This window comes from Streptomyces gilvus (assembly GCF_022513565.1).
Taxonomy (GTDB): domain Bacteria; phylum Actinomycetota; class Actinomycetes; order Streptomycetales; family Streptomycetaceae; genus Streptomyces; species Streptomyces gilvus.
Genome location: NZ_JAKWBE010000006.1, coordinates 127,897 through 147,081 on the forward strand (window position 1 = coordinate 127,897; position 19,185 = coordinate 147,081).

At 69.6% G+C, this 19,185-nt stretch carries 17 protein-coding genes, 1 tRNA gene and 1 pseudogene; 13 read left to right on the forward strand and 6 right to left on the reverse strand.

The annotated features are described in order from the left end of the window. Positions 1–96: 96 nt before the first annotated feature. From paaA to MKW14_RS12065, 6 genes are all read left to right on the forward strand, one after another. On the forward strand, positions 97–1,092 hold the full coding sequence (paaA, locus tag MKW14_RS12040) for a 1,2-phenylacetyl-CoA epoxidase subunit PaaA (protein ID WP_240862036.1): 996 nt from the start codon (positions 97–99) through the stop codon (positions 1,090–1,092). Further along, entirely contained in the window at positions 1,089–1,376 is a 288-nt protein-coding gene (gene paaB / locus MKW14_RS12045; protein ID WP_057606276.1) for a 1,2-phenylacetyl-CoA epoxidase subunit PaaB, read from the forward strand. Before paaA ends, paaB begins: the two co-directional genes overlap by 4 nt. Then, the gene (gene paaC / locus MKW14_RS12050) at positions 1,373–2,092 is read left to right on the forward strand and encodes a 1,2-phenylacetyl-CoA epoxidase subunit PaaC (protein WP_240862039.1); all 720 of its coding nucleotides are present in this window, start codon (positions 1,373–1,375) and stop codon (positions 2,090–2,092) included. The genes paaB and paaC overlap by 4 nt, the downstream gene beginning before the upstream one ends. After that, positions 2,086–2,625, forward strand: a complete 540-nt coding sequence (paaD, locus tag MKW14_RS12055) for a 1,2-phenylacetyl-CoA epoxidase subunit PaaD (protein WP_240862041.1) — start codon at positions 2,086–2,088, stop codon at positions 2,623–2,625. Before paaC ends, paaD begins: the two co-directional genes overlap by 7 nt. After that, positions 2,625–3,689, forward strand: a complete 1,065-nt coding sequence (locus tag MKW14_RS12060; protein ID WP_240862043.1) for a 2Fe-2S iron-sulfur cluster-binding protein — start codon at positions 2,625–2,627, stop codon at positions 3,687–3,689. Before paaD ends, MKW14_RS12060 begins: the two co-directional genes overlap by 1 nt. Before the next feature lie 349 nt (positions 3,690–4,038). After that, a complete protein-coding gene (locus tag MKW14_RS12065) occupies positions 4,039–5,172 on the forward strand; it encodes an acyl-CoA dehydrogenase family protein (protein WP_240862044.1) in 1,134 nt (377 codons plus the stop codon). A gap of 34 nt (positions 5,173–5,206) precedes the next feature. Here the strand turns inward: MKW14_RS12065 and MKW14_RS12070 are convergent, their stop codons facing one another. The 4 genes from MKW14_RS12070 to MKW14_RS12085 all read right to left on the reverse strand — a co-directional run bounded on the left by MKW14_RS12070 (position 5,207) and on the right by MKW14_RS12085 (position 8,364). Beyond that, positions 5,207–5,536 carry a rhodanese-like domain-containing protein gene (locus tag MKW14_RS12070; protein WP_208785366.1) on the reverse strand — a complete coding sequence of 110 codons (330 nt, stop codon included), beginning with the start codon at positions 5,534–5,536 and terminating at the stop codon, positions 5,207–5,209. 58 nt (positions 5,537–5,594) lie between these two features. Continuing rightward, complete coding sequence (locus MKW14_RS12075) at positions 5,595–6,440, reverse strand: J domain-containing protein (RefSeq protein WP_240862047.1); 846 nt, start codon at positions 6,438–6,440, stop codon at positions 5,595–5,597. A gap of 109 nt (positions 6,441–6,549) precedes the next feature. Further along, the gene (locus tag MKW14_RS12080; protein ID WP_240862326.1) at positions 6,550–7,977 is read right to left on the reverse strand and encodes a DUF2252 domain-containing protein; all 1,428 of its coding nucleotides are present in this window, start codon (positions 7,975–7,977) and stop codon (positions 6,550–6,552) included. A gap of 300 nt (positions 7,978–8,277) precedes the next feature. Further along, a tRNA-Leu gene (locus MKW14_RS12085) sits at positions 8,278–8,364 on the reverse strand. A 499-nt stretch (positions 8,365–8,863) separates the two neighbouring features. On the opposite strand from MKW14_RS12085, the gene MKW14_RS12090 reads away from it, so the two are divergent. The 6 genes from MKW14_RS12090 (at position 8,864) to pknB (ending at position 17,033) form a co-directional block, all read left to right on the forward strand. Continuing rightward, positions 8,864–9,706, forward strand: a complete 843-nt coding sequence (locus MKW14_RS12090; RefSeq protein ID WP_240862049.1) for an FHA domain-containing protein — start codon at positions 8,864–8,866, stop codon at positions 9,704–9,706. A gap of 10 nt (positions 9,707–9,716) precedes the next feature. After that, positions 9,717–10,232 carry an FHA domain-containing protein FhaB/FipA gene (locus tag MKW14_RS12095; protein WP_133048391.1) on the forward strand — a complete coding sequence of 172 codons (516 nt, stop codon included), beginning with the start codon at positions 9,717–9,719 and terminating at the stop codon, positions 10,230–10,232. 99 nt (positions 10,233–10,331) lie between these two features. After that, positions 10,332–11,909, forward strand: a complete 1,578-nt coding sequence (locus MKW14_RS12100) for a Stp1/IreP family PP2C-type Ser/Thr phosphatase (protein WP_240862328.1) — start codon at positions 10,332–10,334, stop codon at positions 11,907–11,909. Between the two features lie 27 nt (positions 11,910–11,936). Then, positions 11,937–13,385 (forward strand): FtsW/RodA/SpoVE family cell cycle protein, encoded by a 1,449-nt coding sequence (locus MKW14_RS12105; protein ID WP_240862051.1) that lies wholly within the window; start codon positions 11,937–11,939, stop codon positions 13,383–13,385. Beyond that, positions 13,382–14,869: a peptidoglycan D,D-transpeptidase FtsI family protein gene (locus MKW14_RS12110; RefSeq protein ID WP_240862053.1), complete on the forward strand. Its 1,488-nt coding sequence runs from the start codon at positions 13,382–13,384 to the stop codon at positions 14,867–14,869. The genes MKW14_RS12105 and MKW14_RS12110 overlap by 4 nt, the downstream gene beginning before the upstream one ends. A gap of 169 nt (positions 14,870–15,038) precedes the next feature. Beyond that, positions 15,039–17,033, forward strand: a complete 1,995-nt coding sequence (gene pknB, locus MKW14_RS12115; protein WP_240862055.1) for a Stk1 family PASTA domain-containing Ser/Thr kinase — start codon at positions 15,039–15,041, stop codon at positions 17,031–17,033. 65 nt (positions 17,034–17,098) lie between these two features. On the opposite strand, the pseudogene MKW14_RS12120 reads toward pknB, so the two are convergent. After that, a pseudogene (locus tag MKW14_RS12120) lies at positions 17,099–17,320 on the reverse strand (class E sortase); the annotation flags it as partial. Between the two features lie 78 nt (positions 17,321–17,398). Here MKW14_RS12120 and MKW14_RS41255 point away from each other — a divergent pair. Next, positions 17,399–18,316 carry a restriction endonuclease gene (locus MKW14_RS41255; protein ID WP_240862057.1) on the forward strand — a complete coding sequence of 306 codons (918 nt, stop codon included), beginning with the start codon at positions 17,399–17,401 and terminating at the stop codon, positions 18,314–18,316. A 101-nt stretch (positions 18,317–18,417) separates the two neighbouring features. Here MKW14_RS41255 and MKW14_RS12130 read toward each other — a convergent pair whose 3' ends face one another. After that, a complete protein-coding gene (locus tag MKW14_RS12130; RefSeq protein WP_374116560.1) occupies positions 18,418–19,176 on the reverse strand; it encodes a class E sortase in 759 nt (252 codons plus the stop codon). Positions 19,177–19,185 lie beyond the last annotated feature (9 nt).

The following is a 19,185-nucleotide window of genomic DNA, read 5'->3' on the forward strand; positions in this document are numbered from 1 at the left end:
GACACCTTACGGCGGCCGACCGACCATGGAATCGCACGAACCGAACGATCGGTCGGGAGCTCGGCTCCAGACAGAACCCAGGTCGAGGGGGACCGCATGGCCACAGCAGCCGCGCACAAGGCGTACGGCACCGAGGAGGAACACGCGGGCACCGCTGCCTACGAGCGTGCCTTCGACGCCGCCGTGGCCGCGGACGAGCGCATCGAGCCGCGGGACTGGATGCCCGACGCCTACCGCGCGACGCTGGTCCGGCAGATGGCCCAGCACGCCCACTCCGAGATCATCGGCATGCAGCCGGAGGCCAACTGGATCACGCGCGCGCCCTCCCTGCGCCGCAAGGCCATCCTGATGGCCAAGGTCCAGGACGAGGCGGGCCACGGGCTCTACCTCTACAGCGCGGCCGAGACCCTCGGCACCAGCCGCGAGGAGCTGCTGGACAAGCTCCACTCCGGCCGCCAGAAGTACTCCTCGATCTTCAACTACCCGACGCTGACCTGGGCGGACGTCGGCGCCATCGGCTGGCTGGTGGACGGCGCGGCGATCACCAACCAGGTCCCGCTGTGCCGCTGCTCGTACGGACCGTACGCGCGCGCCATGGTCCGCATCTGCAAGGAGGAGTCGTTCCACCAGCGTCAGGGCTACGAGCTGCTGCTCGCCCTCAGCCGCGGTACCCCCGAACAGCACGCGATGGCCCAGGACGCCGTGGACCGCTGGTGGTGGCCGTCCCTGATGATGTTCGGCCCGCCCGACGACGAGTCGGCGCACTCCGCGCAGTCGATGACGTGGAAGATCAAGCGGCACTCGAACGACGACCTGCGCCAGCGCTTCGTCGACATCTGCGTCCCCCAGGCCGAGTCGCTGGGCCTGTCCCTGCCCGACCCGGACCTGAAGTGGAACGAGGAGCGGGGGCACCACGACTTCGGCCCGATCGACTGGACGGAGTTCAAGGAAGTCCTCAAGGGCAACGGACCGTGCAACGAACAGCGGCTCACCCAGCGCAGAAGGGCCCATGAAGAGGGCGCCTGGGTGCGGGAGGCGGCCGTGGCCCACGCGGCCAAGCACAGCGACGACACGAAAGCGGAGCAGGCATGACGAACACCGACTGGCCCTTGTGGGAGGTCTTCGTGCGCTCGCGCCGGGGCCTGTCCCACACCCACGCCGGCAGTCTGCACGCGCCGGACGCCGAGTTCGCCCTGCGCAACGCCCGTGACCTGTACACCCGGCGCGGTGAGGGCGTGTCGATCTGGGTCGTCCCCTCGTCCGCGATCACCGCGTCCTCGCCGGACGAGAAGGACCCGTTCTTCGAGCCGGCCGCCGACAAGCCGTACCGGCACCCGACGTTCTACGAGATCCCGGAGGGGGTGAAGCACCTGTGACGACGACCGTTCCCACGGCGGCCGCCCTCGCGCTCGGCGACGACGCCCTGGTGCTCTCGCACCGCCTGGGCGAGTGGGCCGGCCACGCCCCGGTCCTGGAGGAGGAGGTCGCCCTCGCCAACATCGCGCTGGATCTGCTCGGGCAGGCCAGGGTGCTGCTGTCGACGGTGGGCGACGAGGACGAGCTGGCCTATCTCCGCGAGGAACGCGCCTTCCGCAACCTGCAGTTGGTGGAACAGCCCAACGGCGACTTCGCCCACACCATCGTCCGCCAGCTGTACTTCTCCACCTACCAGCACCTGCTCTACGCCGAACTGGCCGCCGGGGACGGCCCGTTCGCCCCTCTCGCCGCGAAGGCCGTCAAGGAGGTCGCCTACCACCGCGACCACGCCGAGCAGTGGACCCTGCGACTCGGCGACGGCACGGACGCCAGCCACGAGCGGATGCTGCGGGCGTGCACGGCACTGTGGCGCTTCACCGGCGAGATGTTCCAGCCGGTGGACGGGCTGGACGTCGACCGGACCCGGATGGACACCGCCTGGCTGGAATCCGTGGAGACCGTGCTGCGTCGGGCCACTCTTCTCCTCCCGGAGGGGCCGCGCTCCGGCGCCTGGTCGGCCGGCGCGGGCCGTCAGGGCGTGCACACCGAGCCCTTCGGGCGGATGCTCGCCGAGATGCAGCATCTGCACCGCAGTCACCCGGGGGCGTCATGGTGACGACGACTCCGCTGGAGGCCGAACTCCTCGAGATCGCGGGCTCGGTGCCCGATCCTGAGCTGCCGGTGCTCACCCTCCAGGAGCTCGGTGTCGTACGGGCGGTGCACGTGCGCGGAGCGGACTCGGTCGAGGTGGAGCTGACCCCGACGTACACCGGCTGCCCAGCTATCGAAGCGATGTCCCTGGACATAGAGCGGCTGCTGCGGGCGCACGGCATGCGCGAGGTCGCGGTGCGTACGGTGCTGCGGCCGGCCTGGTCGACGGACGACATCACGGCCGAAGGGCGGCGCAAACTCCGGGAGTTCGGGATCGCACCACCGCGCTCGGTACGCGACTGCGGGCCGGTGACCGTCGGGTTGGGGCCGACCCGCACCCTCGCGGACGAACCCCCACCCCAGCCCGAACCGGTCCGCTGCCCTTACTGCGGCTCCCCCGACACCGAGCTGCTGAGCCGTTTCTCCTCCACCGCGTGCAAGGCACTGCGCCGCTGTCTCGCCTGCCGCGAACCCTTCGACCACTTCAAGGAGTTGTGATGGCCCGCTTCCACGCGCTCCCGGTGGCGGCGGTCGACCGGCTCACCGACGACTCCGTGGCCCTCACCCTGACCGTCCCGCCCGAGCTGCGCGAGGAGTACCGGCACGCGGCCGGACAGCACCTCGCCCTGCGCCGCGTGGTCGACGGGGTCGAGATACGCCGGACGTACTCGATCTGCTCCCCGGCGCCCGACACGGACGGGCCGCGCACCCTTCGGGTCGGCGTGCGGCTGGTGGAGGGCGGGGCCTTCTCGACGTACGCGCTCAAGGAGATCAACGTCGGCGACGAACTGGAGATCATGACCCCGGCCGGCCGCTTCACCCTCGACCCGGCGCCCGGCCTGTACGCGGCCGTCGTCGGCGGCAGCGGCATCACCCCGGTGCTGTCGATCGTCTCGACGCTGCTCGCGCGCGAGCCGGAGGCACGGTTCTGTCTGATACGCAGCGACCGGACGGCCGCCTCGACGATGTTCCTGGAGGAGGTCGCCGACCTCAAGGACCGGTACCCGGGACGGTTGCAGCTGGTCACGGTGCTGTCCCGGGAGGAACAGCAGGCGGGGCTGCCGTCCGGGCGGCTGGACCAGGAGCGGTTGACCGGGTTGCTGCCCGCGCTTCTGCCGGTGGACCGGGTGGCGGGGTGGTTCCTGTGCGGGCCCTACGGACTCGTGCAGCAGGCGGAGCGGACGCTGCGCGGCCTCGATGTCCCCCGGGCCCGTATCCACGAGGAGATCTTCCACGTGGACAGCGCCCAGCCGGTCACCGGCACCATCATCACCCCCGCCCCCGCGCACAGCACGGTCACGGCCCGGCTCGACGGGCGCGGCGGGACCTGGCCCGTGCAGGACGGCGAATCGTTGCTCGACACGGTGCTGCGCAACCGGCCCGACGCCCCGTACGCCTGCAAGGGCGGGGTGTGCGGGACGTGCCGCGCCTTCCTGGTCACCGGCGAGGTGCGCATGGACCGCAACTTCGCGCTGGAGCGGGAGGAGACGGAGGCGGGATATGTACTGGCGTGCCAGTCGCATCCGGTGACGGAGAAGGTGGAGCTGGACTTCGACCGGTGAACACGGGCGCCACCGAGTGGCGGATACCGGCGAGTGGCGACCGACCGATGGATCCCGGCGGAACGTTGGCCACAGAGTGGTGGATACCGGCAGAGCGCCGACCCGACCGGTGAACACCGGCACAGCGCCGACCCGACCGGTGAACACCGGCACAGCGCCGACCCGATCGGTGAACACCGGCGGAACGTCGACCCGACCGGTGAACACCGGCCGAGCACCTGCCATCAACCCGTGAACACCGGCGCAGCGCCGCACCCGCATTGGCCGTCGGCAGCCCGTTCCCTTCTTCTAGAACCTGTTCTATCTTGACGGTCCGTCAGATCAGCGGACCCTCCGGAGGGACAGGACCGTGGACTTCACCTTCACCGAGGAGCAGCAGGCGGCGGCCGAGGCGGCACGGGGGGTGTTCGCCGGGGTCGCGCCGGACACGGTGCCCTCCCCCTCGCTGGTCGCGGGCGCCGTCGCCGAGGACTTCGACCGCCCGCTGTGGGACAGGCTCGCCGAAGCCGATCTGCTGAGCCTGCTGCTGGACGCGGAGTACGGCGGGGCGGGGCTGGACGCCATCGCGCTGTGCCTGGTGCTGCGCGAGTCGGCGAAGGGGCTGGCGCGGGTGCCGTTGCTGGAGAGCGCCGCGGCCACCGCCGCCGTACAGGCTTATGGCGGGCCGGAGTTGAAGGCGGCGCTGCTGGAGCGGGCCGGGCGGGGCGAGCTGGTGCTGACCGTCGCTTCGAACGGCCGCACCGGGCACGACGGGGCCGAACTCGCCGTCACCGCCCGGCAGGACGGCGACGACTGGCTGCTGGACGGGGTGCAGACCGCGGTGCCGTGGGCGCACACCGCCGACCTCGTCCTCGTACCGGCGCGGACGGCGGCGGACCGGACCCTGCTCGCCGTGGTGCCCCGTGACCACGAAGGGGTCGTGCTCGGCGAGCAGATCTCCACCGCGGGGGAGCGGCTCGGCGAGCTGCGGCTGGAGTCGGCGCGGATCGCCGCCCGGGATGTGATGGACGCGGACGGGGCCTGGGAGTGGCTGCGGGAGCTGCTGACCACCGGGACGTGCGCGCTCGCGCTCGGGTTGGCTGAGCGGGTGCTGGAGATGACCAGCGACTACGCCGGAAAGCGGGAGCAGTTCGGGCATCCGATCGCCACGTTCCAGGCGGTGGCGGTACAGGCCGCCGACCGCTACATCGACCTCCGTGCCATGGAGGCCACGCTCTGGCAGGCCGCGTGGCGGATCGCGTCCGGGGCGTCCGGCGCGCTGCCCGCCTCCGGTGACGTCGCCGTCGCCAAGATCTGGGCGTCGGAGGGGATGCGGCGGATCGTGCAGACGGCACAGCATCTGCACGGCGGGTTCGGGGCGGACGTCGAGTACCCGCTGCACCGGTACCACGCCTGGGCCAAGCACCTGGAGCTCTCGCTCGGCCCGGCGGCGGCACACGAGGAGGCTCTGGGCGATCTGCTGGCGGCGCACCCGCTGGCCTGACGCCCATCCCGCCGGAGCCGGGGCACGAAAGGACCTAGAGCACGAACCCGGGCCGGCCCTCGTCCGTGACCACCGGTCGGCCCGCGGCGGCCCACACCTGCATGCCGCCGTCGACGTTCACCGCGTCGATGCCCTGCTGGACCAGATACATCGTGACCTGGGCCGAACGGCCGCCCGAGCGGCAGATCACATGCACGCGGCCGTCCTGCGGCGCGGCCTCCGTCAGCTCGCCGTAGCGGGCGACGAACTCGCTGATGGGGATGTGCAGGGCGCCTTCGGCATGGCCCGCCTGCCACTCGTCGTCCTCGCGGACGTCCACCAGGAAGTCGCTGTCCTTGAGGTCCGAGACCCCGACCGTGGGCACACCAGCTCCGAAACTCATGCCCCGACGCTACCGGACGCCGTCCGAGGTCCCAGCCCGGCTACTGCTCGCGCAGCGTCGCCAGCTCCTGTTCGCGCAGGGCGACGTCCGCCAGGAGCTGTTCGGCGATCTCGTCGAGGAGACGGTCCGGGTCGTCGGGAGCGAGCCGGAGCATCGAGCCGATCGCGCCCTCCTCCAACTCCTTGGCCACCAGCGTCAGCATCTCCTTGCGCTGGGCGAGCCACTCGAGGCGGGCGTACAGCTCCTCGCTGCGGCTCGGGCCGCGCTCCACCGGCGCAGGTCCCTTGGCCCACTCCTCCGCCAGCTCACGCAGCAGGGCCTCGTCGCCACGGGCGTAGGCGCCGTTGACCCGCGTGATGAACTCCTCACGGCGCGTCCGCTCGGCGTCGTCCTGGGCCAGGTCGGGGTGGGCCTTGCGGGCGAGTTCGCGGTAGAGCTTGCGGGCCTCGGCACTGGGCCGCACCCGCTGCGGAGGGCGTACGGGCTGCTCGGTGAGCATCGCGGCGGCCTCCGGGAACAGACCGTCGCCGTCCATCCAGCCGTGGAACAGCTCCTCCACGGCCGGCATCGGCAGCACCCGGGCACGCGCCTCGTCCGCCCTGCGGCGGTCTTCAGGGTCGCCGGTGCGGGCGGCCCTGGCCTCGGCTATCTGCGCGTCCAGCTCATCGAGGCGGGCATACATCGGGCCGAGCTTCTGGTGGTGCAGCCGGGAGAAGTTCTCGACCTCGATACGGAAGGTCTCGACCGCGATCTCGTACTCGATCAGCGCCTGCTCGGCGGCCCGCACGGCCCGCTCCAGCCGCTCCTCGGGGCGCGGCGCACCGTCCTCGGGCGTCGCCCGTGTCTCACCGGCGACCCCACCCTGCTCAGCTTCCGGGCTCGTCACCCGACCAGCGTAGGCCACGCCGGGAGGGAGACGGCCTGCCCCGCACCGACGGGCACGGCCGAGCCCGCCGGTGCGACCGAGGAGGGGCACCTCACGGGCGCCCGCCCCCTCACACCCCCATCTCCGCCGCCACCCTCCCCGCCCGTACCGCCGTCAGGAAGTCGGCGTGGTCGGACTCCGTGCGGTCGGCGTAGGCGACGGCGAAGTCGGCGATCGCCTCGTCCAGTTCCTCGTTCTTTCCGCAGTAGCCGGCGACCAGGCGCGGGTCGGCGCTGTGGGAGTGGGCGCGGGCCAGCAGGGCGCCGGTCATCCGGCCGTAGTCGTCTATCTGGTCGGCGGCCAGTGCCGCGGGGTCGACACTGCCCTTGCGGTTGCGGAACTGCCGTACCTGGAAGGGCCGTCCGTCGACCGAGGTCCAGCCCAGCAGGATGTCGCTGACGACCTGCATCCGCTTCTGGCCGAGCACCACCCGGCGCCCCTCGTGCTCGACGGCCGGCGCCTCGAAACCGGCGGTCACCAGGTGCGGCACCAGCGCCGAGGGGCGGGCCTCCTTCACCTGCAGCACCAGCGGCTCACCGCGGTGGTCCAGCAGGAGCACGACATAGGACCGGGTGCCCACGCTGCCCGTGCCGACGACCCGGAAGGCGACGTCGTGCACCGCGTGCCGAGCGAGGAGCGGGAGGCGGTCCTCGGACAGCGTGTCCACGTAACTCTCCAGGGACGCCGCGACCGCGGCCGCCTCCTCGTCCCCCACCCGCCGCAGCACCGGCGCCGCGTCCACGAACCGGCGGCCGCCGTCCTCGTGCTGCCGCGTCGCCTTCGCCGCGAACCGCCCGCTGGTGTTGGCCCGCGCCTTCTCGGAGACCCGCTCCAGCGTGCCCAGCAGATCATGGGCGTCGGTGTGCGAGACCAACTCCTCGTCCGCGATCGCGTTCCACGCGTCCAGCACCGGCAGCCTGGCCAGCAGCCGCATGGTGCGGCGGTAGGCGCCGGTCGCGTCGTAGGCCGCCTTGCGGCACTGGGTCTCGTCGGCGCCAGCCTCCCGGCCCGCGAGCACCAGGGAAGCGGCGAGCCGCTTGAGGTCCCACTCCCAGGGGCCGTACACCGTCTCGTCGAAGTCGTTCAGGTCGATCACGAGGTCGCCGCGCGCGTCGCCGTACAGGCCGAAGTTGGCCGCGTGGGCGTCCCCGCAGATCTGGGCGCGGATCCGGGTCATGGGTGTGCGCGCGAGGTCGTACGCCATCAGGCCCGCCGAGCCGCGCAGGAACGCGAAGGGGGTGGCCGCCATCCGGCCCGCCCGTATCGGGGTGAGCTCGGGGATGCGGCCGAGGTTCGACTCCTCCACCACGGCGACCGCGGCGGGCCGCCCCGCGTCGAGGTCGAGCTCGGCGTGCGCCCGGCGCGGGACCAGCCTGCGCAGCGCCTTGCCCTCTTCCTTGGGCGAGCCCTCCACCGGCCACTCGGCGAATCCGCGCACCCTCGGCAGCCGCCGCGCGCCCGACGCCACTGTCGCCGGGGCCGCCGTCACCTCCGCCACCGTCGCCGGGGCCGCTGTCGTCTCCCCCGCCGTCACCGCTCCGTTTTCGGTCACGCCGACCGCCTCCCCCGCACTCACACGACGCACGCCCACCGCCGGGCGCCGACGAACATCAACTCGTGCCGACCGTACAGCCGGCGACGAGAACGCGTCAGACCCTGTGGACAACTCCGAACCTGTGGAAAACCCCGCCCGACGGTAGCCCCGCGAGCCCGTGTGATTGTCCTCACCGGGTAATACGGCTCACACCGATCCGGACAACGCGAAGGCCCCCAGGTCTGAGACCTGGGGGCCTTCGGCTGGTGCGCGAGGGGGGAGTTGAACCCCCACGCCCTTGCGGGCACTGGAACCTGAATCCAGCGCGTCTGCCTATTCCGCCACCCGCGCATTGGGTGTGTCCTCCGGCTCCCGGCCCTTTCGGGCTGGCGCCTTCCGACACCCAAAACATTAGCACGCTGGCCGGGGTGGGTTCACATCGCTTTGGCGGGGGCAGCCGCCCACCAGGGAGGTCTCCCGATCCGCTCGGCCGGCGGCCGGCGCTCGGAGTCCTTCACTCCGTATCAGGGAGTGCCGGTTCTCGTATCAACCTCGTACCGGTACGGCCCGTCTCCCCAGGAGCCGGGCCGGGTCCACAGTCAGGTGCGGGACACTGGTCTGCGGCCGCCTCTACGATCCATGCCAGAACGAGTTCGCGGGAGGAGTTCGAAGGGGAGCCTCGGAGGGAACCTCCGGAGGGAACCGGGGCGGGTGCGACACCCGTCGGCGGGGCCCGCAGGGGGAACCAGCCGATTCACCGGCGCGTGGATACGATCAGTAAGCAGTACCAGGTAAGGGATTACCCGCCAGGCGGGAAGCAGGACGGCAGCGACATCGGAGGAGGTGCCCCATGGGAGTCCTGAAGAAGTTCGAGCAGCGTCTCGAAGGTCTGGTCAACGGCACCTTCGCCAAGGTGTTCAAGTCCGAGGTCCAGCCCGTGGAGATCGCCGGCGCGCTCCAGCGCGAGTGCGACAACAACGCGACCATCTGGAACCGTGACCGGACGGTCGTCCCCAACGACTTCATCGTGGAGCTGAGCACGCCGGACTTCGAGCGGCTCAGCCCCTACTCCGGACAGCTCGGCGACGAGCTGGCCGGCATGGTGCGCGACTACGCCAAGCAGCAGCGCTACACCTTCATGGGCCCCATCAAGGTCCACCTGGAGAAGGCGGACGACCTCGACACCGGTCTGTACCGGGTGCGCAGCCGTACGCTCGCCTCCTCCACCAGCCAGCAGGCGCCCGGCGGTCCCGCTCCGGCGGCCCCGGCCGCGGGCCGCCCCGGCGGTTACGGCTACCCGCCGGCCGCCGCCCCCGCGGGCGCCCCGCCGATGCCCGCCGCGCCGCCGCCCGGCGCCCGCGGCAGCGCTCCCTATCTCCAGCGGCCCGCGACCGCCCCGGCGGCCGGCGGCCGTACCCGCTACTGGATCGAGATCAACGGCGCACGCCATCAGATCTCCCGCCCGACGCTGGTGCTGGGCCGCAGCACCGAAGCCGACGTGCGGATCGACGACCCCGGCGTCTCGCGCCGGCACTGTGAGATCCGGACCGGAACGCCCTCGACGATCCAGGATCTCGGGTCCACCAACGGCATCGTGGTGGACGGGCAGCACACCACCCGCGCTACGCTCCGCGACGGCTCGCGGATCGTCGTGGGCAGCACCACCATCATTTACCGGCAAGCCGAAGGGTGAAGCGGGGGCAATGTCAGAGCTGACCCTCACGGTCATGCGGCTGGGTTTCCTGGCCGTACTGTGGCTGTTCGTGATCGTGGCCGTGCAGGTCATCCGCAGCGACCTGTTCGGTACGCGCGTCACCCAGCGCGGGTCCAGGCGAGAGGCCGGGCGGCAGCAACAGCAAGCCGCCCGCCAGCAGGCCGCTCCTCCGCAGCAGCGCCAGCAGTCCGGCGGCCGCCAGCGCCGCAACGCGCCCACCAAGCTCGTGGTGAGCGAGGGCACCCTCACCGGCACCACGGTCGCCCTGCAGGGCCAGACCATCACCCTGGGCCGGGCGCACGACAGCACGATCGTGCTGGACGACGACTACGCCTCCAGCCGCCATGCCAGGATCTACCCGGACCGCGACGGCAACTGGATCGTCGAGGACCTGGGCTCCACCAACGGCACGTACCTCGACCGGAGCCGGCTGACGACCCCCACGCCGATTCCGCTGGGCGCGCCGATCCGCATCGGCAAGACAGTCATCGAGTTGCGGAAGTAGTGCTACATCAATGAAAAGGCGCGAGCGGAGCGAGCACGCAGCGGCGGCCCCCACCACGGGCCCCGGCGCGCTCCCGACCGGAGGGTGGGCACCGTGCGGATGTATCCGGAGCCGACGGGCGAGGTGCGCATGAGTCTGTCACTGCGCTTCGCCGCCGGATCGCACAAAGGCATGATCCGGGAGGGCAACGAGGACTCCGGATACGCCGGCCCGCGCCTGCTCGCGATCGCCGACGGCATGGGCGGCGCCGCCGCCGGCGAGGTCGCCTCCTCCGAGGCCATCTCCACCATCGTCGCCCTCGACGACGACGTGCCGGGCTCCGACATCCTGACCTCGCTCGGCGCCGCCGTACAGCGCGCCAACGACCAGCTGCGCGCGATGGTCGAGGAGGACCCGCAGCTGGAGGGCATGGGCACCACGCTCACCGCCCTGCTGTGGACCGGCCAGCGCCTCGGTCTCGTGCACGTCGGCGACTCGCGCGCGTACCTGCTCCGCGACGGTGTCCTGACCCAGATCACGCAGGACCACACCTGGGTGCAGCGGCTGGTCGACGAGGGCCGCATCACTGAGGAAGAGGCCACCACCCACCCCCAACGGTCCCTGCTCATGCGGGCGTTGGGCAGCGGCGAGCACGTCGAGCCGGACCTGTCGATCCGTGAGGTCCGGGCCGGCGACCGCTACCTGATCTGCTCCGACGGCCTGTCCGGCGTGGTCTCCCACCAGACCCTCGAGGACACCCTCGCCAGCTACCAGGGCCCCCAGGAGACCGTCCAGGAGCTCATCCAGCTGGCGTTGCGCGGCGGCGGACCCGACAACATCACCGTGATCATCGCCGACGTCCTCGACCTGGACACCGGGGACACCCTCGCCGGGCAGCTCTCCGACACCCCGGTCGTGGTCGGCGCCGTCGCCGAGAACCAGAACCACCTGCACCACGACCCCGGGATCATGCAGACGCCCGCAGGCCGCGCCTCCGGTCTCGGCCGTCAGGTGCCCGGTCAGGGCGGAGGCGGCGAGTTCGGGCCGCCCGGATCCGGCGACACCACCGGCTACATCCCGGCCGGCGGCTTCGGCGACTACACCGACGACGACTTCGTCAAACCGCGCAAGAGCCGCAAGTGGCTGAAGAGATCCTTCTACTCGGTGCTCGCGCTCGCCGTCATCGGCGGCGGTCTGTACGGCGGTTACCGCTGGACGCAGACCCAGTACTACGTCGGCACCAACGGCGAGCACGTGGCGCTGTACCGGGGCATCAGCCAGGACCTGGCCTGGGTGTCCCTGTCCAAGGTGGAGAAGGACCACCCCGAGATCGAACTCAAGTACCTGCCGCCGTACCAGCAGAAGCAGGTCAAGAACACGATCGCCGAGAGCGGTCTGACGGACGCCCAGAGGAAGGTCGACGAGCTCGCCGTGCAGGCCTCCGCGTGCAAGAAGCAGTCCGAGCGGCAGGCGGCCGAGAGCAAGAACAACGCCAAGACCGGTCAGGGGCAGGCCGGTGGCACCACGGGAACCACCAGCACCTCGCTCACGTCCAAGGCCACGTCGTCACCGAGCCCGTCCACGAAGCCGAAGTCCACCCCGTCCCCGAACCCGTCCGCGACCACCGCCACTCCCAGCCCCGGCCCCAGCCTCTCGGAGGAAGAGCAGAAGGTCGTCTCGATGTGCGGTAAGCAGTAGGCAAGCCGTGAGAGGCCCCGTCACACGATGAGCAGTACTACCAACACACCGACGCACCATACGTCCACGATCGGCGCGATCGGCGCGCCCAGCAGACGCAACACCGAGCTCGCGATGCTCGTGTTCGCCGTCGTCATCCCGGTGTTCGCCTACGCCAACGTGGGTCTCGCCATCGACGACAAGGTGCCGGCCGGCCTGCTCGGGTATGGCTTGGGCCTCGGTCTGCTCGCCGGCGTCGCCCACCTCGTGGTGCGAAGGTTCGCCCCGTACGCGGACCCGTTGCTGCTGCCGCTGGCCACGCTCCTCAACGGCCTCGGCCTCGTCGCGATCTGGCGGCTCGACCAGTCCAAGCTGCTGCAGTCCATCGGCGTCGCGGGCGGCAAGGCGACGAACCAGTTGATCTACACGGCACTGGGCATCACCCTGTTCGTCGTCGCGCTGATCTTCCTCAAGGACCACCGCACCCTGCAGCGGTACACGTACATCTCCATGGCGGGCGCGCTCGTCCTGTTGCTCCTCCCTCTGATCCCCGGCCTCGGCGCCAACGTCTACGGCGCCAAGATCTGGATTCAGATCGGCAGTTTCACCATCCAGCCCGGTGAGTTCGCCAAGATCGTGCTTGCGATCTTCTTCGCCGGCTACCTGATGGTGAAGCGCGACGCGCTCGCCCTCGCCAGCCGCCGCTTCATGGGCCTGTACCTGCCTCGAGGCCGCGACCTCGGTCCGATCGTCGTCGTCTGGATGATCTCGATCCTCATCCTGGTGTTCGAGACCGACCTCGGTACGTCGCTGCTGTTCTTCGGAATGTTCGTCATCATGCTGTACGTCGCCACCGAGCGGACGAGTTGGATCGTGTTCGGTCTGCTCATGTCCGCGGTCGGCGCCGTAGGTGTGGCCAGCTTCGAGCCGCACATCCAGACACGCGTCCAGGCCTGGCTCAACCCGCTGCACGAGTACAAACTCAGCCAGGCCGGCAGCCACGACGGAATCCTCCACTCCGAACAGGCCATGCAGGCCCTCTGGGCCTTCGGCTCCGGCGGCACCCTCGGCACCGGCTGGGGCCAGGGCCACTCCGAGCTGATCCGCTTCGCCGCCAACTCCGACTTCATCCTCGCCACCTTCGGCGAGGAGCTGGGCCTGGCCGGCCTCATGGCGATCCTGCTGGTCTACGGCCTGATCGTGGAACGGGGTATCCGCACCGCCCTCGCCGCCCGCGACCCCTTCGGCAAGCTGCTCGCCGTCGGCCTCTCGGGCGCCTTCGCCCTCCAGGTCTTCGTCGTCGCGGGCGGCGTCATGGGCCTGATCCCGCTGACCGGTATGACGATGCCCTTCCTGGCGTACGGCGGTTCCTCCGTCATCGCCAACTGGGCCCTCATCGGCATCCTGATCCGCATCAGCGACACAGCCCGCCGCCCGGCGCCCGCCCCCGCCAGCAACCCCGACGTCGAAATGACCCAGGTGGTCCGCCCGTCATGAACAAGCCCCTGCGCCGGATCGCGATCTTCTGCGGTCTTCTCGTCCTCGCCCTACTCGTGCGCGACAACTGGCTCCAGTACGTCAAGGCCGACAGCCTGAAGAACGACACCCTGAACCGCCGTGTCACCATCGCCCGCTACGCCACCCCGCGCGGCGACATCATCGTCGACGGCGACCCCATCACTGGGTCCACCACGACGAGCAAGAGCGGCCTCAACGACTTGAAGTACAAGCGCACCTACAAGAACGGCCCCATGTGGGCGCCGGTCACCGGGTTCGCCTCGCAGGCCTTCGGCGCCACCCAGTTGGAGAGCATCGAGGACGGCATCCTCACCGGCAACGACGACCGGCTCTTCTTCCGCAACACGCTCGACATGATCACGGGCAAGCAGCGGCAGGGCGGAAACGTCGTCACCACGCTCAACGCGGCCGCGCAGAAGGCCGCCTACAACGGTCTGAAGTCCCAGGGCGGCAAGGGCGCGGTCGCCGCGCTCGACCCGTCCACCGGCAAGATCCTTGCGCTGGCCTCGTACCCCTCGTACGACCCCTCGAGCTTCGCCGGCAACTCCACGTCGACGGACTCCAAGGCCTGGACCGCGCTGCAGAAGAAGAACAACCCGAACGACCCGATGCTCAACCGGGCGCTGCGCGAGACCTACCCGCCCGGCTCCACCTTCAAGGTGGTCACGGCCGCGGCCGCGCTGGAGAACGGGCTGTACACGTCCGCCGACCAGAACACGAACTCGCCGCTGCCGTACGTCATGCCGGGCACCACGACCGAGCTGAAGAACGAGGGCAACATCCCCTGCAAGAACGCGACCATGCGCACCGCGCTGCGCGTCTCCTGCAACACCGTCTTCGGCAAGATCGGCGCCGACCTCGGCAACGACAAGATGCTGGCCGAGGCGAAGAAGTTCGGCTTCGACGAGGAGCAGTTCACGCCCGTCCGCTCGGCGGCCTCGGTCTTCTCCGACAACATGAACAAGTCGCAGACCGCGCTCTCCTCCATCGGCCAGTTCAACACCGCCGCGACCCCGCTGCAGATGGCCATGGTCGCCTCCGCGGTCGCCAACGACGGCAAGCTGATGAAGCCGTACATGGTCGACAAGCTGCAGTCGTCCAACCTCGACACCATCGCGCAGACCGACCCGCAGGAACTCAGCCAGCCCCTGTCCTCGAAGAACGCGCAGATCCTGCAGTCGATGATGGAGACGGTCGTCAAGGAAGGCACGGGCACCAAGGCGCAGATCAACGGCGTCACCGTGGGCGGCAAGACCGGTACCGCGCAGCACGGCGTCGAGAACAGCGAGAACCCGTACGCCTGGTTCATCTCCTACGCCAAGCTCCCCGACGGCAGCTCGCCGGTCGCCGTGGCCGTGGTCATCGAGGACGACCAGGCCAACCGTGACGACATCTCCGGCGGCGGCCTCGCGGCGCCGATCGCGAAGAGCGTGATGGAGGCGGTCATCAACTCCAAGAAGTGACCCCGCTCACGCCCTCCTCACATCGGTGCACGTTGCGATACCGGTCCTGTATCGGGTTACGGGCTTGGCCAGGTCACACAAAGCTAGCCGGGTACGGTAGGCCCGGACGGCAGCCTCCGACCGCACACCCGTGTCGGTCGGGACCGACGGAGAGGGCTGGTAGGAAGCTATGGAAGAGCCGCGTCGCCTCGGCGGCCGGTACGAGCTGGGCCAGGTGCTCGGCCGTGGTGGCATGGCGGAGGTCTACCTCGCGCACGACACCCGGCTCGGCCGCACCGTGGCGGTGAAGACGCTGCGCGCGGACCTCGCGCGCGACCCGTCCTTCCAGGCCCGGTTCCGCCGGGAGGCCCAGTCGGCCGCCTCGCTCAACCATCCCGCGATCGTCGCGGTCTACGACACGGGCGAGGACTACATCGACGGGGTCTCGATCCCGTACATCGTGATGGAGTACGTGGACGGCTCCACCCTCCGCGAGCTGCTCCACTCCGGCCGCAAGCTCCTGCCCGAGCGCGCGATGGAGATGACCATCGGCATCCTCCAGGGCCTGGAGTACGCCCACCGCAACGGCATCGTCCACCGCGACATCAAGCCCGCCAACGTCATGCTCACGCGCAACGGCCAGGTCAAGGTCATGGACTTCGGCATCGCCCGCGCCATGGGCGACTCCGGCATGACGATGACGCAGACCGCGGCCGTCATCGGCACCGCGCAGTACCTGTCGCCGGAACAGGCGAAGGGCGAGCAGGTGGACGCCCGCTCGGACCTCTACTCGACGGGTTGTCTGCTGTACGAGCTGCTGACGGTACGGCCGCCGTTCGTCGGTGACTCCCCGGTCGCCGTCGCCTATCAGCACGTACGTGAGGAGGCACAGCCGCCTTCCGTCTTCGACCCCGAGATCACGCCCGAGATGGACGCCATCGTCCTGAAGGCGCTGGTCAAGGACCCCAACTACCGCTACCAGTCCGCCGACGAGATGCGGATGGACATCGAGGCGTGCCTCGACGGCCAGCCGGTCGCGGCGACGGCGGCGATGGGTTCCGTGGGCTACGGCGGCTACCCCGACGACCAGCCGACGACGGCCCTGCGCTCCGACGCGGGCGCCGGCGCCACGTCGATGCTGCCGCCGATGAACCCGGACGACGGCGGCTTCGGCTACGACGACCGGCCCGACCGGCGGCGCCAGAAGAAGAACAACACCTCGACGGTCCTGCTGGTCGTCGCGGGCATCCTGGTGCTGGTGGGCGCGATCCTCATCGGCAGATGGGTGGTCAGCGGGCACGGCACCGGCAATGACACGGTGGCCGTGCCGAGCATCGTCGGCCAGCCGAAGGCGGACGCCGAGAAGCAGCTGACCAACAGCGACCTCAAGGTCGGCACGGTCAAGGAACAGCCCTGCGAGAACCAGTCCAAGGGCAACATCTGCTCCACGGACCCGACGCCGGGCAGCAAGGTCAAGAAGAACACCACGGTCAACCTGGTGGTGTCGACCGGGGCGCCGAAGGTCCAGGTGCCGGGCGTCGTCGGCCTGAGCCTCGACGACGCGAAGGCGAAGCTCGAGGGCAGCGACTACCAGTTCAAGGTCGAGACCAAGACACGTGAGTCGACGGAGCCGGCTAACCAGGTCCTCGACCAGAACCCGATCGGCGGCAAGGAGGTGGAGAAGGGATCGACGATCACCCTCACCATCGCCAAGGCCGCGGAAACGGTCCCGGTGCCCAATGTGGCAGGGCAAAGCTGTGACGACGCCAAGAACCAGCTCCAGTCCGTCGGCCTGACCGGCAACTGCGTCAACACCCCCACGACCGACGACAACCAGGACGGCAAGGCCATCTCGACCAACCCGTCGATCGGCACGCAGGTCAAGAAGAACACCGCGGTGCAGATCAACATCGGTCAGAAGCAGAACAACCAGGTCCAGGTGCCGAGCGGCATCCAGGGGCAGCGGCTCAAGGACGTCGAGAACGCCCTGACGCAGGCGGGCCTCCAGGTCGGCAACATCAGCGGCTCCTCGGACGACAACGCCATCGTCATCAGCTCGGACCCGACCCCGGGCAGCACGGTCGACCAGGGCTCCTCGGTCAACCTGACGACCATCGGCGGCAACGGCAACAACAACGGCGGAAACAACGGCGGCACCAACCTCTTCGGCGGCGTAAGCGGCTGACGGTGCCCTCGAACACGTAAGGGCCCCTGCCGGGAAACATCCCGGCAGGGGCCCTGCCCACATCACCATTTGCCTTTCTTGCCCGTCATCCGGAGCGTCGCCTTCACCGGGTCGGTGTAGTAGCCGGCGACACCGTCGTTGAGGACGCTCGTCGAGGTGCCCTTCTCCACCAGCACCTGGCCGTTCTTCACGGCGGGCACGTGCAGGAAGCCGATGCCGTTCTTCGTGTCCAGCGCGCCCGGGCCGCTCGGCTCGTGGGCCCAGGTGTCACGGACCTTGTCGCCCTGGTGCCGGTGTTCCGCATGCGGTCCGGTTCTCCCTGCCTGAACGTCTGTGCGCTGTCGCTGCTTCCCGACGGAATGCATGTGACTACGGCGATGGTGGCGGCGTACTTCGAAGTGGGGCTCACCGCCATCACTTCTCTGGTACATGATCACCGGGAAGAACTCGAAGCCAGCGGCTACCGCGTGTTGGCAGGTTCAGAACTGACTTCCTTCAAGGAACTCAGTGGAGTCCAGTCACGCACAAGGTCCCTCGCCTTGTTCTCCCGCCGAGCCGTCCTCAACATCGCCATGCTGCTCCGCGACAGCGAAGTCGCACGTCAGGTGCGTGTGTACCTCCTGGACATGGAGTACCTGGCACGTACCCAGCCTGTGGATAACTCTGTCCACAGCGATGTCGTCTCCCTCGACGACCGCATCGACCAGCGCATCACCCACATCCTCGGCAGGACCGTCGTCCCTCTGTTCAACGCCCTGATCGAGACGTCAGGCGAGCACCGCAGCGAACTGATCGCACTGCGGACAGGAGTCCAGCGCATCGAGCGGAGTCTCCGAAGGCACAGCATTCGCTTGCAGAGGCTGGAAGGAGCACATTGTGACTGGCCCAACACCAAGGTCATGGCCTCCATCGATGCCATGTCCGGCCGCGAGTTCGAGCAACACGTCGCAGAGCTGCTGCGCCTCGACGGCTGCACCGACGTCGTGGTACGAGGCGGCTGCGGAGACCGAGGCGTCGACATCACCGGCCGTACAGCCGACAGGCGGCGCGTCGCCGTCCAGTGCAAGAGATTCGCGCCCGGCCTCTCCATCACCAGCTCTGACGTCCAGAAGTTCGTCGGGGCGGCCAGGGTTCTGCACGTCTCGGATGTGGCCCTCTTCGTGGCGACATGCCCCTTCACCCGTGAAGCTCTGAAAGTCGCCACCGCCGGCGGCGTGACCGCCGTACACCGCGGCCTGCTGGAGGAGTGGAGCACCGGGAAACCGCTTCAGATTCTCCTGTAGCCGCGCCTGAACATACAAAGGCCCGAAGTCGCAAGAGATAGTTGCGGCTTCGGGCCATCGCCATGCTAGAGGACTGGGGTCCTCCCAGAACCCCAGTCACCTCACCGCAGTTCCTCCGGCGGCGTCCGCTTGCTGTCCACCTTGTCGACGCGGACCAGCTCGCCCCACACCACGTACCGGTACCGGGACGTGTACACCGGCGTGCAGGTCGTCAGCGTGATGTAGTGGCCCGCCTTCGTCTTCCCCGACTCCTTCGGGATCTGGGCGAGGACCTTGACGTTGTACTTCGAGGTCTCGTCGAGGACGTCGTAGACCTTGTAGACGTACCACTTGTCCCTGGTCTCGAAGACGATCGGGTCGCCGACCTTGAGCTTGTCGATGTTGTGGAACTTGGCGCCATGGCCGTCGCGGTGGGCGGCGAGGGTGAAGTTGCCCTCCTTGCCCGTCATCGGGAGCGCCGCCTTCACGGGGTCCGTGTAGTAGCCGGCCACGCCCTCGTTGAGGACGTCGGTCGACGTGCCTTTCTCGACCAGGACCTCGCCGTTCTTCATGGCGGGGACGTGCAGGAAGCCGATGCCGTTCTTGGTGTCCAGCGCGCCGGGGCCGGAGTCCTTCTCGTGGGCCCAGGTGTCGCGGACCTTGTCGGCCTCCTTGTTCGCCGCGCGGTCGGCGACGACGTTCGTCCACCAGAGCGAGTAGACGACGAAGAGCCCGAGGATCAGGCCGGCGGTGATGAGGAGTTCACCGAAGACGCTGACCGCCATGGCGATCCGGCCCGTGCCGCGGCGGCGGGCCGGTGCTGCCGGGGGCGCGTCCGTCTCCCCTTGTTCCTCTTGAGTGCCGTCGGTGGTCGCTGCCACGTTCATCTG

Coding starts and splice junctions, on each gene's coding strand:
- MKW14_RS12095 (WP_133048391.1), top strand. CDS start 9,717: ATGTCAGAGCTGACCCTCACGGTCATGCGGCTGGGTTTCCTGGCCGTA.
- MKW14_RS12110 (WP_240862053.1), top strand. CDS start 13,382: ATGAACAAGCCCCTGCGCCGGATCGCGATCTTCTGCGGTCTTCTCGTC.
- MKW14_RS12090 (WP_240862049.1), top strand. CDS start 8,864: ATGGGAGTCCTGAAGAAGTTCGAGCAGCGTCTCGAAGGTCTGGTCAAC.
- MKW14_RS12060 (WP_240862043.1), top strand. CDS start 2,625: ATGGCCCGCTTCCACGCGCTCCCGGTGGCGGCGGTCGACCGGCTCACC.
- pknB (WP_240862055.1), top strand. CDS start 15,039: ATGGAAGAGCCGCGTCGCCTCGGCGGCCGGTACGAGCTGGGCCAGGTG.
- MKW14_RS12105 (WP_240862051.1), top strand. CDS start 11,937: ATGAGCAGTACTACCAACACACCGACGCACCATACGTCCACGATCGGC.
- paaB (WP_057606276.1), top strand. CDS start 1,089: ATGACGAACACCGACTGGCCCTTGTGGGAGGTCTTCGTGCGCTCGCGC.
- paaA (WP_240862036.1), top strand. CDS start 97: ATGGCCACAGCAGCCGCGCACAAGGCGTACGGCACCGAGGAGGAACAC.
- MKW14_RS12100 (WP_240862328.1), top strand. CDS start 10,332: ATGTATCCGGAGCCGACGGGCGAGGTGCGCATGAGTCTGTCACTGCGC.
- paaD (WP_240862041.1), top strand. CDS start 2,086: ATGGTGACGACGACTCCGCTGGAGGCCGAACTCCTCGAGATCGCGGGC.